Genomic DNA, 14250 nt, shown 5'->3' on the forward strand with positions numbered 1-14250 from the left:
CGAAAACTTACCGGTTAGCAAAATTACCCTCTCGTTACTGTTGTCATGCGTTCGATCAGAACGCCGTCCCGATCTGGAACTGGAATTTCTGGTACTGGTCGCCTTCGTGCTTCTGCAGCGGGAAGCCGAGGCTCAGCTTCAGCGGGCCGATCGGCGAGATCCACGCGAGACCCACACCATAGCCGTAGCGCAGGCCGTTCGCGCCGGTACTCGTGCCGCCCGGCGCGTTGCCCCACACGTTACCGCCGTCGAGGAACGTGAACACGCGCAGCGTGCGGTCGTAGCCGGTGCCCGGCAGCGGGAACGTCAGCTCGATGTTGCCGACCAGCATCTTCGAACCGCCGATCGGGTCGTTCGTCTTCGTGTCGCGCGGGCCCAGCGAGCTCGGCTCGTAGCCACGCACGGAGCCGATACCACCCGCGTAGTAGTTCTTGAAGATCGGGTACGGGTTGCCGATGCCGTTACCGTAGCCGCCTTGCAGGTTCATGCCCAGGATGAAGCCGCGCGAGAACGAATAGTAGTACTGCGCCTGCAGGTCGGCCTTGTAGTACTGGATCTTGCCGACCGGCACGCCGTATTCGACGTTCGCCTGCGTGAAGTAGCCGCGGCTCGGGATCAGCGCGCTGTCACGCGCGTCGCGCGACCAGGCCACCGTCAGCGGCACCGTGTTCGACACGCGGCCGAACTCGTTCACGTAATCCTGGTAGCTCTGCGGCGTGTTCGAGTCGACGTCGAGACGGTTCTGTTCGAAGCCCGCGCCGAAGTAGACGGTGTCGACTTCCGAGAACGGGATGCCGAACTTCAGGTTGCCGCCCGCGCTGATGATCCGGAAGCTCGAGCTCGTCGAATAGTAGAGCGGCTGATACGTGCGGTAGAAGACGTCGGTGATCCGCTTGATGCCGTCGACCGTGAAGTACGGGTCGACCTGCGTGACGGTCAGCGTGCGGTAGCTCCGCGCGGTGTTGACGTTCACCGACAGGCTCGTGCCCGAGCCGAACACGTTGTCCTGCGATACGCCGGCCGACAGCACCACCTTGTCCGTCGACGAGAAGCCCGCGCCCAGCGTGATCGCGCCGGTCGGTTTTTCGTCGACCTTCACGTTCACGTCGACCTGGTCGTTCGTGCCTTCGACCGGCAGCGTCGTCACGTCGACGTTGGTGAAGTAGCCGAGACGGTTCACGCGGTCCTTCGACAGCGCGAGGCGGTTCGAATCGAACCACGAGCTCTCGAGCTGGCGCATTTCGCGGCGCACGACTTCGTCGCGCGTGCGCGTGTTGCCGACCACGTTGATGCGCCGCACGTATACGCGGCGGCTCGGATCGACGACGAGGTTCAGGTTCACCTTGTGGTTCGCCTGGTCGATGTCCGGCTGCGCATTGACGGCCGCGAACGCGTAGCCGTATTCGCCGAGCTTGTCGACGATCGACTTCGTGGTCTGCTGCAGCTTTTCGGCCGAGAAGCGATCGCCCGGCTTGATCTTGATCAGCTTGTTCAATTCGGCTTCGCGATCGAGCAGGTTGCCCGACAGCTTGATGCCCGACACCGTGTACGGCTCGCCTTCGTGCAGCGTGACCGTCAGGTACATGTCCTTCTTGTCGGGCGAGATCGACACCTGGGTCGACTCGATGTTGAACTCGAGGTAGCCGCGGTTCAGGTAGTACGAGCGTACGGCCTCGAGGTCGCCCGTCAGCTTTTCCTTCGAGTACAGGTCGTTCTTCGTGTACCAGGAGAACCAGTTCGGCGTCGACAGCTGCATCTCGTCGCGCAGCGTGCTGGTGCTGAACGCCTTGTTGCCGATGAAGTTGATCTGGCGGATCTTCGCGCTCGGGCCTTCGGCGACCGCGAACAGGATCGACACGCGGTTCGCGTCGACCGGCGTGATCGTCGTCTTGACCTCGGCCGCATAGAAGCCGCGCGTCAGGTACTGACGCTTGAGCTCCTGCTCCGCCTTGTCGACCAGCGCCTTGTCGTAGTAGCGGCCGTCGGCCAGACCCACCGCGCGCAGCGCCTTCGTCAGGTTGTCCTTTTCGAATTCCTTCGTGCCGGTGAAGTCGATCGACGCGATGGCCGGACGCTCCTGTACCTGCACGACCACGACGTTGCCCTGGGTGGCGATGCGCACGTCGTTGAAGAAGCCCGTCGCGTACAGCGCGCGGATTGCTTCGGATGCCTTGTCGTCGGTGAAGGTATCGCCCTGCTTGATCGGCAGGTAGGCGAACACCGAACCCGCTTCGACGCGCTGCAACCCCTCGATCTTGATGTCTTGCACCACGAACGGTGCCGCTGCATGCGCCGCGAGGCCGTGAGCAGCGAGCGCGGCCGCTGCAACTGTCTTAGGTACAAAGCGATGAGGTTTGAACAACGTGCATCCCCAATATTTAGCTGCATCAAATCAGGCGGCGGCCGACCGGCCGCCGCCTGACGCTTCAGAAATGGATTAACCGAGCCAGGTCGTTGAACAGCGCGATCGCCGACAATGCGACGATGCAGATCAACCCGGCTCTTTGCAGAATCAGCTGCCAGCGCTCCGAGACGGCTTTCCCGGTCGCGGCTTCAACCAGATAATATAACAGATGCCCCCCGTCCAAAACGGGAATCGGCAGCAAGTTCAGCACCCCGAGGCTAATGCTGACAAGGGCGAGGAACGACAGGAAGGCCGACGGACCGAGCCGCGCGCTCTTGCCCGCGTAATCGGCGATCGTCACCGGGCCGGACAGGTTCTTCAGCGACGCATTGCCCGTGATCATCCGGCCGAACATCCTCAGCGAATAAACGGCGATGTCCCAGGTGCGGTGCGCGCCGAGCTGCAGGCTCTCGAGCGGCCCGTAGCGCACGTCGACCGACGGCGTGTGCATCGACAGCGCCGCGCCGATCCGGCCGACCTGCTGCCCCGTTTCGTCGTCGCGCTGCGCCTGCGGCACGATCTGCACCGTTTGCGTCGCACCACCGCGCTCGACCTGCAGCGCGACCGCCTGGCCCGCGTGGTGCTTCACCGCGTCGATGAAGCGCGATGCGCCGCCAATCGGCTTGCCGTCGAGGGTGAGCAGCTTGTCGCCGGCCTTCAGACCCGCCTGCGCGGCCGCGCTGCCCGGCTGCACCGACGCGACCGACAGCGTGCCGCCGCCGGTCTCGAAGCCCAGGTGCAGCATGAAATCGTCGTCGAGCTGGCTTTCGGGAACATTGCGCAGGTCGACGCGGAAGTCGAAGGTCGACGCGCCTCCGTCGCGCGCGCCGAGCACGACCTCGCGATGATCGAACGCGGCGGCCAGCAGCTTCCAGCGCAAGTCCGACCACGAGCGCACCGGCACGGCGGCGCCGCCGTCGGCGTCACGGATCGACACGATCGTCTCGCTGCCGTCGAAGCCCGCGCGGGCCGCCGCCGTGCCGGCGGCCGGCGGCGCGAGCACCGCGGCCGGCTCGGTCACGCCGGTGGCGAATACGACGGAGAACAGGACGATTGCCAGCAGGAAGTTCGCGATCGGGCCAGCGGCGACGATCGCGATGCGCTTGTAGACCGATTGCCGGTTGAACGCCTGGTCGAGTTCCTCGGGCTTCACGCCCGGCCCCGGCTCGCGCTCGTCGAGCATCTTCACGTAACCGCCGAGCGGCAGCGCGGAGAGCGTCCATTCGGTGCCCGTCCTGCGGCTGACCCAGCGTGCGACGGGCTGGCCGAAACCGATCGAGAAACGCAGCACCTTCACGCCGCACCAGCGCGCGACACGATAGTGTCCGTACTCATGCACGACGACCAGCACCCCGATCGCCACCGCAAACGCGATCAGTTCGACCAGCACGTTCATGAGCACCTCATTCAGACAGTACGCTCCACGCGTGGCGCAGGCGCTTTCGCAATGATCTCGGCGGCGAGGCGGCGTGCCTCCGCGTCCGCTGCAAGGACGTCGTCGAGCCCGTTCGGATTGCGGTTCGGCAGTGCGTTGAGCACCGCATCGACCGTCGCCGCGATCGCCATGAAGCCGATCCGGCGCTCGAGAAACGCTTCGACCGCGATTTCGTTCGCCGCGTTCAACGCGGCGCTCGCGATCCCGCCTTCTTCAAGCGCCTTCAGCGCGAGCGCGAGGCACGGGAAGCGCGTGTAATCGGGTTTCTCGAACGACAACTGCGCGATCTGCGCGAGGTCGAGCTGCTCGACGCCCGCGTCGACGCGCTCCGGGAATGCCAGCGCGTGCGCGATCGGCGTGCGCATGTCGGGGTTGCCGAGCTGCGCGAGCACCGAGCCGTCGCGGTACGACACCAGCGAATGGATCACGCTCTGCGGATGGATCAGCACGTCGATCCGGTCGCCGGCCAAGCCGAAGATCCAGTGCGCCTCGATCACTTCGAGGCCCTTGTTCATCATCGTCGCGGAGTCGACCGAAATCTTGCGGCCCATCACCCAGTTCGGGTGCTTGCAGGCCTCGTCCGGCGTCACGTCGGCGAGCGTGGCCGGCTCGCGCGTGCGGAACGGGCCGCCCGACGCGGTCAGGATGATCTTCGAGATTCCGCCGTGCTGGTTCTCGTCGCGCGGCATGCACTGGAAGATCGCGTTGTGTTCGCTGTCGACCGGCAGCAGGATCGCGCCATGGTCGCGCACCGCGTCCATGAAGATCGCGCCCGACATCACGAGCGATTCCTTGTTCGCGAGCAGGATGCGCTTGCCGGCGCGCGCGGCCGCGAGGCTCGGCGCGAGGCCGGCCGCGCCGACGATCGCCGCGACGACCGTGTCGCAACCGTCGCTCTTCGACACGTCGACGAGCGCCTGCGGCCCGTACAGCACGGTGGTCTTGCTGCCCGCCGCGCGCAGCTTTGCCTCGACTTGCGCAGCCGTGTTCGCATCGCCGACCACCGCGACTTCGGGTGCGAAGCGCAGGCACTGCTCGACGAGCTTGTCGCCGTTGCGGTGCGCGGTCAACGCGTAGACCGAGAAACGCTCGGGATGGCGGGCGACCACGTCGAGCGTGCTGTCTCCGATCGAGCCCGTGGAACCGAGCAGTGTCAGACGTTTTTGCATAACAGAAATAGTGGTTTAACCAAGCAGCAGCATTGCGAGCGGCAGCACGGGCAGCAGCGCGTCGACCCGATCGAGCACGCCGCCGTGACCGGGCAGCAGGCCGCTGGAATCCTTCACGCCCGCCTGGCGCTTGAGCAGCGACTCGAACAGGTCGCCGACCACGCTGTAGACGACCAGCAGCGTCAGTGCAGCCCACGCGCCGGGTATTCCGTAGCGTGTCGCGAATGCGGAAAACAGGGTCGGCTCGAACCAGTGCGCGGCCATCGCGAGACCCGCGACGACCATCACGGCGAGCCAGCCGCCGATCGCGCCTTCCCAGCTCTTGCCGGGACTGATCGTGATCGCCAGTTTACGCTTTCCGAAGGCCTTGCCCGCGAAGTATGCGCCGATATCGGCCAGCCAGACGACCAGAAGCAGCGACAGCACGAACGGAACGCCCTGCGCGCGCGCCGCGACGAGCGCGTGCCAGCAGGCCGCGAACACCACGAGCCCGGCTGCGAGCAGGAACGGGCGCCACACGCCGCCGGCGAGCGTCGGCTTGCGCCGCAGCGAGAATGGCCCGACCAGCAGCCAGAATACGCCGGCTGCCAGGAAAAGGGGACGGGACGAAGCGGCATCGATGCCGAGCGGCGCGGTGGCCGCGAGCGCGAGCGCCGCGACGATCGCATAGACGATGGAACCGGCCGCGCCGAGCTTCAGCAGGCGCGCCCATTCCCACGCGGCGAAGACGAGCACGACGCCGATCAGTGCGCCGAAGCCGCCGAGCGGCGCGAACAGCGTCACCGGCAGGAGCACTGCCAGCAGCACGAGCGCCGTGATCACACGGGTCTTCAGCATGAAAGGGAATCGGCGTTCTGCGATTGCGGTTCGAGCTGTGCGCTGGTGCGTCCGAAACGACGCTCGCGCTCGGTATACGACGCGATCGCGTCGGCGAGCGCCGCACCGTCGAAGTCCGGCCAGTATTTGTCGGTGAAATAGAATTCGGCGTACGCGAGCTGCCACAGCAGGAAATTGCTGACGCGCTGCTCGCCACCGGTACGGATGAAGAGATCGGGCTCCGGCGCATAGGCCATCGCCAGGTGCGGCGCGAACGCGTCTTCGGTCACCTCGACCTCGCGGCCCTCGCGCACGGCCTGCTCGACGAGTTTCTTCGTCGCCTGCAGGATGTCCCAGCGGCCGCCGTAGTTCGCGGCGATCGTCAGGGTCAGGCGGGTGTTGCGCGCCGTCTTGGTTTCGGCGCGGCGGATCAGTTCGCGGATGCGCGGCTCGAAGCGCTCGAGATCGCCGACCACGCGCAGGCGGATCCCGTTTGCATGCAGCTTGCCGATCTCGCGCTCGAGCGCGGTGATGAACAGCCGCATCAGGAACGACACTTCGTCGTTCGGCCGGCGCCAGTTTTCCGAACTGAACGCGAACAGCGTCAGGTATTCGACGCCGGCGCGCGCGCAGCCTTCGACCACCGCCCGCACGGCGTCCACGCCGCGGGTGTGCCCCGCGACGCGCGGCAAGCGGCGTTCGGTCGCCCAACGGCCGTTGCCGTCCATGATGATCGCGATGTGACGCGGCACGACGCCGACGTCAGGCACGCGAACGGTAGAGCTGGTATAGGTCATGGCCGTTGAGACAGTTGCGGGAAGAAGGCGGCGCGCGAGGACGGTCGTCAGACCGTCATGATCTCGGCTTCCTTGCTCTGCACGAGCTTGTCGACTTCGGCGACGTGCTTGTCGGTCAGCTTCTGGACGTCGTCGCTCGCACGGCGCTCGTCGTCTTCGGAGATTTCCTTGTCCTTCACGAGCTTCTTGAGCGCTTCGTTCGCGTCGCGGCGCAGGTTGCGGATCGCGACCTTGGCCGTTTCGCCTTCGCTCTTGACCACCTTGGTCAGCTCGCGGCGGCGCTCTTCCGTCAGCGCGGGCATCGGCACGCGGATCAGGTCGCCGGCCGTTGCCGGGTTCAGGCCGAGATCGGCTTCGCGGATGGCCTTCTCGACCTTCGCGACCATGTTCTTTTCCCACGGCTGCACGCCGATCGTGCGCGCGTCGACGAGCGTCAGGTTCGCAACCTGCGAGATCGGCACCATCGAGCCGTAGTAGTCGACCTGCACGTGATCGAGCAGACCGGTGTGCGCGCGGCCCGTACGGATCTTCGCCAGATCGTTCTTGAACGCTTCGATCGAGCGCTGCATCTTCTGCTCTACGCCCTTCTTGACATCAGCGACACTCATTTCAACCTCCGAACCTTCAAACCTTCAATGAACGCGGGCCCCGCCCGGCGCGCCACGCGCCGCGGCCGGCGACCCACGCCGCTTGCCCGCATCCGCGGGAGTTTACACGTGGACGAGCGTACCTTCGTCCTCGCCCAGCACGATGCGCTTGAGCGCGCCCGGCTTGTTGATCGAAAACACGCGGATCGGCAGCTTCTGGTCGCGGCACAGCGCGAAGGCCGTCGCGTCCATCACCTGCAGATTGCGGCTGATCGCCTCGTCGAAGCTGATCGTCGTGTAGCGCGTGGCCGACGGATCCTTCTTCGGATCGGCAGAATATACGCCATCGACCTTGGTCGCCTTCAGCACGACCTCGGCGCCCACTTCCGAGCCGCGCAGCGCGGCGGCCGTGTCCGTCGTGAAGAACGGGTTGCCCGTGCCGGCCGCGAAGATCACGACCTTGCCTTCCTCGAGCTGGCGGATCGCGCGGGGCCGGATGTACGGCTCGACGACCTGGTCCATGCGCAGCGCCGACTGCACGCGCGCGACGATACCGGCGTGGCGCATCGCGTCCTGCAGCGCCAGCGCGTTCATCATCGTCGCCAGCATCCCCATGTAGTCGGCCGTCGCGCGGTCCATGCCCGCCGCACCGCCCGCGACACCGCGGAAAATGTTACCGCCGCCGATCACGACCGCGAGCTGCGTACCGAGACCCACGACTTCGGCGATGTCCGCCACCATCCGTTCGATCGTCGCGCGATTGATGCCGAAGGCATCGTCGCCCATCAGCGCTTCGCCGGAGAGTTTGAGGAGGACGCGTTTATAGGCATTGGACATAGGGGCTTCCGAGCGACGAGAGGATGACAACCACGAACTGTAGGGGCGAAATACTGATTCGGGCAAGCACCGACGACCGGACCGGGGTTCCCGGCCGGCCGGCGGCGCCGCCGGCCGCGGCGGAGCGGACGCCCGCCGCGGATACTGCCTGACTGCTTACTGCTGCTTTGCTGCTGCGACTTGCGCGGCCACTTCGGCGGCGAAGTCGTCCTGGCGCTTCTCGATGCCTTCGCCGACGACGAACAGCGCGAACTTCTGCACCGTCGCATTCGCTGCCTTCAGCATCTGCTCGATCGTCTGCTTGTCGTTCTTCACGAACGTCTGGTTCAGCAGCGACACTTCCTTCAGGTACTTCTGGACGCTGCCGTCGACCATCTTCGCAACGATTTCAGCCGGCTTGCCCGATTCGGCAGCCTTCTGCTCGGCGACGCGGCGTTCCGTGTCGATCAGTTCCGCCGGCACGTCGGCCGACGACAGGGCGACCGGCTTCATCGCGGCGATGTGCATCGCGACGTCCTTGCCGACCTGCTCTTCCGCGCCCGTGTACTCGACGATCACGCCGATGCGTGCGCCGTGCAGGTACGTCGCGATCTTGTTCGCCGTTTCGAAACGGACGAAACGGCGGATCGACACGTTCTCGCCGATCTTGCCGATCAGGGCCAGACGCACTGCGTCGACCGTCGAACCTTCCAGCGGCAGTGCCGACAGCGCAGCCACGTCTGCCGGGTTCTGCGTCGCGACGAGTTCTGCAACCGTCTTCGAGAATGCGAGGAAGTCGTCGTTCTTCGCGACGAAGTCGGTTTCGCAGTTCAGTTCGACCAGCGCGCCTGCGTTGCCGCCGACGAACGATGCGACGACGCCTTCGGCCGTCACGCGCGATGCCGCCTTGCTCGCCTTGTTGCCGAGCTTGACGCGCAGCAGCTCTTCAGCCTTGGCAAGGTCGCCGTCGGCTTCCGTCAGCGCCTTCTTGCACTCCATCATCGGTGCGTCGGTCTTCGCGCGCAGTTCTGCCACCATGCTTGCGGTAATTGCCGCCATCATTCGCTCCTTGAGTCTGTATTCACAACGCCGCCCGCTTGGACGCGAACGGCCGAAAATCGTTTCCGGACCCGCGCCGATTCGGCGCGATCAGGTCCGGCGCACAAGCTTAAAAAAAGGGGGCCTGTTGAGAGCCCCCTTTTTGCGCCGGCTCGGGGCCAGTTACGCGTTTTCCTCGACGTACTCGTCGTCGCCGCGCGCTGCCTGGACCACTTCGTTGACCGCGTTCGCACGGCCTTCGAGGATCGCGTCGGCCACGCCTTCAGCGTACAGCGCGACTGCCTTGCTCGAGTCGTCGTTACCCGGGATCACGTAATCCACACCTTCCGGCGAGTGGTTCGTATCGACCACGGCGATGACCGGCACGCCCAGCTTGTTCGCTTCCGTGACGGCGATCTTGTGGTAGCCGACGTCGACGACGAAGATTGCGTCCGGAATGCCGCCCATGTCCTTCACGCCGCCGATCGACTTCTGCAGCTTGGCGATTTCGCGTTCGAACAGCAGCGCTTCCTTCTTGCTCATCTTCTCGGTTTCACCCGATTCGACAGCCGCTTCCATGTCCTTCAGGCGCTTGATCGATACCTTCAGCGTCTTGAAGTTGGTCATCATGCCGCCGAGCCAGCGTGCGTTGACGTACGGCATGCCCGCACGTTGCGCTTCCTGGGCGATCGTGTCACGCGACTGGCGCTTCGTGCCGACGAACAGGATCGTGCCGCGGTTCGCTGCCAGCTGGCGCACGTACTTCTGTGCGTCCGTGAACATCGGCAGCGTCTTTTCGAGGTTGATGATGTGAATCTTGTTGCGGTGACCGAAAATGAACGGAGCCATCTTCGGGTTCCAGAAGCGCGTCTGGTGACCGAAGTGGACACCTGCTTCCAGCATTTGGCGCATCGTAACTGCCATGTAAATTCTCCACGAGGGTTGGGTCTTAAGCCGGCTGCCGTACCGCCGCGCGTTCCGCGCCCCCGAAGGGTTCGCGTGCCGCGCGGCCGGCACCCTGGTTGCGCCGGCTTGCGATTTCCTGCGATCTGACACGTGCGAAATGCCCGTGCCGCAAGCCTTCATCGCCATGCCGCCCCGCAATGGGGCATGTGCGGCATTTCGATGTCGACTTAGCCAAAGAGTATAGCACGCGGATTTGTCGGCTCTCAAGTCGCCTGCCACTTTCGCCTGCCGGGCGGCCGCCGGCCGGACAATCCGCGAAAACCCGCATCCGCCGTGCCCACAAGGGCTGCGGGGGGCGCCATAAGGTGCGATAATCCGTCAATTCACCGCATTCCAGGCATACCTCGATGGCTATTACGCTCAAAAACGAACACGACATCGCCGAGATGCGCGTCGCCTGCCGTCTCGCGAGCGAAGTGCTCGACTTCATCACGCCGCACGTCGTCGCGGGCGTCACGACGGCCGAGCTCGACCGGCTCTGTCACGAATTCATGCTCAACGAGCAGGGCACGATCCCCGCGCCGCTGAATTACCAGCCGCCCGGCTATCCGCCGTACCCGAAGGCCACGTGCATCTCGGTCAACGACGTGATCTGCCACGGCATCCCGGGCGAGAAGGTGATCAAGAACGGCGACGCGCTGAACATCGACATCACCGTGATCAAGAACGGCTATTTCGGCGACACCAGCCGGATGTTCATCGTCGGCGAAGGCTCGATCCTCGCGAAGCGCCTCGTGCAGACCACCTACGAGTGCATGTGGCTCGGCATCGACCAGGTCAAGCCCGGCGCGCATCTCGGCGACATCGGCTACGCGATCCAGAAGCATGCGGAAGCGCAAGGCTACAGCGTCGTGCGCGAATACTGCGGCCACGGCATCGGCACGGTGTTCCACGAAGATCCGCAGGTCGTGCACTACGGCCGTCCGGGCACCGGCATCGAACTGAAGGCCGGGATGATCTTCACGATCGAGCCGATGATCAACGCCGGCAAGCGCGACATCCGCACGATGCCCGACCAGTGGACCGTCAAGACGCGCGACCGCAGCCTGTCCGCGCAATGGGAGCATACGGTGCTCGTCACCGAGACGGGCTACGAGGTGCTGACCGTGTCGGCCGGCACGCCCGCGCGCCCGGTGTTCGCGCAACCGGCCGCCGCGGTCTGAGTGCCGCAGCGCCAGCCCGCCCCACCCGCCCCTGATCTGAACGGCCGCCCATGAGCGCTCACGCCGCCCCCTCGCCCGAAGCGCTGTCGCGGCGCGCCGAATTCAAGGCCGCCAAGGTCGACATCCTCGAGCGCTTTCGCACCGCGACGAACGTCGCGTCGCTGATGCACGCGCTGTCGAAACTCACCGACGAAGCGCTCAAGCGCGTGTGGGACGACTGCGGGCTACCGGCGACGCTCGCGCTGGTCGCCGTCGGCGGCTACGGGCGCGGCGAGCTCGCGCCCTACTCCGACGTCGACATCCTCGTGCTGCTGCCCGACGCGCACGACCCGGCGCTCGACGCGCGGATCGAGCGCTTCATCGGCATGGCCTGGGATCTCGGCCTCGAGATCGGCAGCAGCGTGCGCACGGTCGCGCAGTGCATCGAGGAAGCGTCGCACGACGTCACGGTGCAGACCTCGCTGCTCGAGGCGCGCCGCATCGTCGGCAGCACCGCGCTGTTCGAGCGCTTCACGGTGCGCTATCACGAGGCGCTCGACGCCCGCGCGTTCTTCACCGCGAAGGTGCTCGAGATGCGCCAGCGCCACGCGAAGTTCCAGGACTCGCCGTACAGCCTCGAGCCGAACGTGAAGGAAAGCCCCGGCGGGCTGCGCGACCTGCAGACGATCCTGTGGATCGCGCGCGCGGCCGGCTTCGGCAGCAGCTGGCGCGAGCTCGACACGCGCGGCCTCATTACCGAGCGCGAAGCGCGCGAGCTGCGCCGCAACGAAGGATTCCTGAAGACGCTGCGCGCACGGCTGCACGTGCTTGCCGGCCGCCGCCAGGACGTGCTCGTGTTCGACCTGCAGACGCAGGCGGCCGAGAGCTTCGGCCACCGGCCGACGCAGGCCAAGCGCGCGAGCGAGCAGCTGATGCGCCGCTACTACTGGGCCGCGAAAGCGGTCACGCAGCTCGCGACGATCCTGATCCAGAACATCGAGGCGCAGCTGTTCCCCGCGACGAGCGGCATCACGCGCGTGCTGTCGCCCGATCGCTTCGTCGAGAAGCAGGGCATGCTCGAGATCGTCGACGACGGCGTGTTCGAGCGCCATCCCGACGCGATCCTCGAAGCGTTCCTGCTGTATGAGGTCACCCGCGGCGTGAAGGGGCTGTCCGCCCGCACGCTGCGCGCGCTGTACAACTCGCGCGAGATCATGAACACCACGTGGCGGCGCGATCCGCAGAACCGCCGCACGTTCATGCAGATCCTGCAGCAGCCCGAAGGCATCACGCATGCGTTCCGGCTGATGAACCAGACGAGCGTGCTCGGCCGCTATCTGCTGAATTTCCGCCGCATCGTCGGCCAGATGCAGCACGACCTGTATCACGTGTACACGGTCGACCAGCACATCCTGATGGTGTTGCGCAACATCCGCCGCTTCGCGGTGGCCGAGCATGCGCACGAGTATCCGTTCTGCAGCCAGCTGATCGGCAATTTCGAGCGCCCGTGGGTGCTGTATGTCGCGGCGCTGTTCCACGACATCGCGAAGGGCCGCGGCGGCGATCACTCGACGCTCGGGATGGTCGATGCGCGGCGCTTCTGCCGCGAGCACGGGATCGCCGCCGACGACGCGGCACTGATCGTGTGGCTCGTCCAGCATCACCTGACGATGAGCCAGGTCGCGCAGAAGCAGGATACGAGCGACCCGGAAGTCATCAAGCGGTTCGCGGAAGTGGTCGGCAACGAACGGTATCTGACCGCGCTCTACCTGCTGACCGTCGCCGATATCCGCGGCACGAGCCCGAAGGTGTGGAACACGTGGAAGGGCAAGCTGCTCGAGGACCTCTACCGCATCACGCTCGCGGTGCTCGGCGGCGCCAACCCCGACGCGCACTCCGAACTGAAGTCGCGTCAGGAGCAGGCGCTTGCGCTGCTGCGCCTGGAAACCGTGCCCGAGGACGCCCACCGCGCATTGTGGGATCAGCTCGACGTCGGCTTCTTCCTGCGTCACGATGCGGCCGACATCGCATGGCAGACGCGCGTGCTGTACCGGCACGTGAACGCCGAGACGGCAATCGTGCGCGCGCGGCCGTCGCCGATCGGCGACGCGCTGCAGGTGCTGGTGTACGTGAAGGACCGCCCCGACCTGTTCGCGGGCATCTGCGCGTATTTCGACCGCAACGGGCTGTCGGTGCTCGATGCGCGCGTGAGCACGACGCGGCACGGCTATGCGCTCGACAACTTCATCGTCACGCAGACCGAAAGCGACGTGCGCTATCGCGACATCGCGAATCTCGTCGAACAACAACTCGCGACGCGCCTGGCCGAGGCCGCGTCGCTGCCGGAGCCGTCCAAGGGCCGCCTGTCGCGGCTGTCCCGGACGTTTCCGATCACGCCGCGCGTCGACCTCCGGGCCGACGAGCGCGGCCAGTATTACATCCTGTCCGTGTCCGCCAACGACCGGCCGGGCCTTCTCTATTCGATCGCGCGCGTGCTGGCCGAGCATCGGATCGGCGTCCACGCGGCGCGGATCAATACGCTCGGCGAACGCGTCGAGGACATCTTCCTGCTTGCGGGTGCCGGCCTGTCCGACAACCGCCTGCAGATCCAGCTCGAAACCGAATTGCTGCGCGCGATCGCAGTCTGAATGAATCCCAGCGTTTATGCGCACCAAATTAACCGTCAAGAATCCGAAGCCGGCGTCGCCGACCCGCGCCCCTGTCCGCTCCGGCAGCCTCGTCGCCCGCAAGGCGGTGCGCCCCGCCCCGCTTCCCGCAGGGGACAAGCCGGCCCGCCCGAAGAAGGCGCCCGCGGCGGCCGCCGGCGAGCGTTCGTTCAAGCCGCGCGGTGCCGCCGGCGCCGAGCGTCCGGGCGCGGACCGTGCACCGGCCAAGCGCGCACCGCGTGACGGGAGCGCCGAACGCGGCCCGCGCGCGCCGTATCGCGACAACGCGGGCGGCGAAGGCGCGAAGCGCAGCTTCGGCGAGCGTCGTACGTCGTCGGATCGTCCGCCGCGGCGCGATGACGATGCGCGCCCGCGTCGCGCAGGCGGTGACGATAACAAGCGCCCGTCCTATCG

At 66.0% G+C, this 14250-nt stretch carries 11 protein-coding genes and 1 pseudogene; 3 read left to right on the forward strand and 9 right to left on the reverse strand.

Annotated features, from left to right (window positions below; genetic code table 11):
• Positions 1–55: 55 nt before the first annotated feature.
• From bamA to rpsB, 9 genes are all read right to left on the reverse strand, one after another.
• Positions 56–2362 carry an outer membrane protein assembly factor BamA gene (bamA, locus tag C7H84_RS12150; protein ID WP_121859032.1) on the reverse strand — a complete coding sequence of 769 codons (2307 nt, stop codon included), beginning with the start codon at positions 2360–2362 and terminating at the stop codon, positions 56–58.
• A 64-nt stretch (positions 2363–2426) separates the two neighbouring features.
• Positions 2427–3800 carry an RIP metalloprotease RseP gene (gene rseP / locus C7H84_RS12155; protein WP_121859033.1) on the reverse strand — a complete coding sequence of 458 codons (1374 nt, stop codon included), beginning with the start codon at positions 3798–3800 and terminating at the stop codon, positions 2427–2429.
• An 11-nt stretch (positions 3801–3811) separates the two neighbouring features.
• Entirely contained in the window at positions 3812–5008 is a 1197-nt protein-coding gene (locus C7H84_RS12160) for a 1-deoxy-D-xylulose-5-phosphate reductoisomerase (RefSeq protein WP_121859034.1), read from the reverse strand.
• Between the two features lie 15 nt (positions 5009–5023).
• Positions 5024–5845, reverse strand: coding sequence for a phosphatidate cytidylyltransferase (locus C7H84_RS12165; RefSeq protein WP_121859035.1), 822 nt, complete (start codon positions 5843–5845; stop codon positions 5024–5026).
• The gene (gene uppS / locus C7H84_RS12170) at positions 5839–6621 is read right to left on the reverse strand and encodes a polyprenyl diphosphate synthase (protein ID WP_121859036.1); all 783 of its coding nucleotides are present in this window, start codon (positions 6619–6621) and stop codon (positions 5839–5841) included. The genes C7H84_RS12165 and uppS overlap by 7 nt, the downstream gene beginning before the upstream one ends.
• Positions 6622–6668: 47 nt before the next feature.
• Positions 6669–7229: a ribosome recycling factor gene (gene frr, locus C7H84_RS12175; protein ID WP_006752152.1), complete on the reverse strand. Its 561-nt coding sequence runs from the start codon at positions 7227–7229 to the stop codon at positions 6669–6671.
• Between the two features lie 102 nt (positions 7230–7331).
• Positions 7332–8045 carry a UMP kinase gene (gene pyrH, locus C7H84_RS12180; RefSeq protein ID WP_011885142.1) on the reverse strand — a complete coding sequence of 238 codons (714 nt, stop codon included), beginning with the start codon at positions 8043–8045 and terminating at the stop codon, positions 7332–7334.
• A gap of 156 nt (positions 8046–8201) precedes the next feature.
• Entirely contained in the window at positions 8202–9083 is an 882-nt protein-coding gene (tsf, locus tag C7H84_RS12185) for a translation elongation factor Ts (RefSeq protein WP_011549541.1), read from the reverse strand.
• Between the two features lie 162 nt (positions 9084–9245).
• Positions 9246–9986, reverse strand: coding sequence for a 30S ribosomal protein S2 (gene rpsB / locus C7H84_RS12190; protein ID WP_011352461.1), 741 nt, complete (start codon positions 9984–9986; stop codon positions 9246–9248).
• 389 nt (positions 9987–10375) lie between these two features.
• Here rpsB and map point away from each other — a divergent pair, with 389 nt between their 5' ends.
• The 3 genes and pseudogenes from map to C7H84_RS12210 form a co-directional block, all read left to right on the forward strand.
• Positions 10376–11191 (forward strand): type I methionyl aminopeptidase, encoded by an 816-nt coding sequence (gene map / locus C7H84_RS12200; RefSeq protein ID WP_012328760.1) that lies wholly within the window; start codon positions 10376–10378, stop codon positions 11189–11191.
• A 50-nt stretch (positions 11192–11241) separates the two neighbouring features.
• Positions 11242–13818, forward strand: coding sequence for a [protein-PII] uridylyltransferase (locus tag C7H84_RS12205; protein ID WP_121859037.1), 2577 nt, complete (start codon positions 11242–11244; stop codon positions 13816–13818).
• A gap of 16 nt (positions 13819–13834) precedes the next feature.
• Positions 13835–14250 (forward strand): annotated as a pseudogene (locus tag C7H84_RS12210) (pseudouridine synthase); the annotation flags it as partial.

Origin of the sequence: Burkholderia sp. Nafp2/4-1b (assembly GCF_003635165.1) — a bacterium.
Classification (GTDB): Bacteria; Pseudomonadota; Gammaproteobacteria; order Burkholderiales; family Burkholderiaceae; genus Burkholderia.

What these genes read in the sequence shown, in the direction of transcription:
- C7H84_RS12205 (WP_121859037.1), top strand. Translation starts at nt 11,242, where the DNA reads ATGAGCGCTCACGCCGCCCCCTCGCCCGAAGCGCTGTCGCGGCGCGCC.
- map (WP_012328760.1), top strand. Translation starts at nt 10,376, where the DNA reads ATGGCTATTACGCTCAAAAACGAACACGACATCGCCGAGATGCGCGTC.
- C7H84_RS12165 (WP_121859035.1), bottom strand. Translation starts at nt 5,845, where the DNA reads ATGCTGAAGACCCGTGTGATCACGGCGCTCGTGCTGCTGGCAGTGCTC.
- rseP (WP_121859033.1), bottom strand. Translation starts at nt 3,800, where the DNA reads ATGAACGTGCTGGTCGAACTGATCGCGTTTGCGGTGGCGATCGGGGTG.
- C7H84_RS12160 (WP_121859034.1), bottom strand. Translation starts at nt 5,008, where the DNA reads ATGCAAAAACGTCTGACACTGCTCGGTTCCACGGGCTCGATCGGAGAC.
- rpsB (WP_011352461.1), bottom strand. Translation starts at nt 9,986, where the DNA reads ATGGCAGTTACGATGCGCCAAATGCTGGAAGCAGGTGTCCACTTCGGT.
- pyrH (WP_011885142.1), bottom strand. Translation starts at nt 8,045, where the DNA reads ATGTCCAATGCCTATAAACGCGTCCTCCTCAAACTCTCCGGCGAAGCG.
- tsf (WP_011549541.1), bottom strand. Translation starts at nt 9,083, where the DNA reads ATGGCGGCAATTACCGCAAGCATGGTGGCAGAACTGCGCGCGAAGACC.
- uppS (WP_121859036.1), bottom strand. Translation starts at nt 6,621, where the DNA reads ATGACCTATACCAGCTCTACCGTTCGCGTGCCTGACGTCGGCGTCGTG.
- frr (WP_006752152.1), bottom strand. Translation starts at nt 7,229, where the DNA reads ATGAGTGTCGCTGATGTCAAGAAGGGCGTAGAGCAGAAGATGCAGCGC.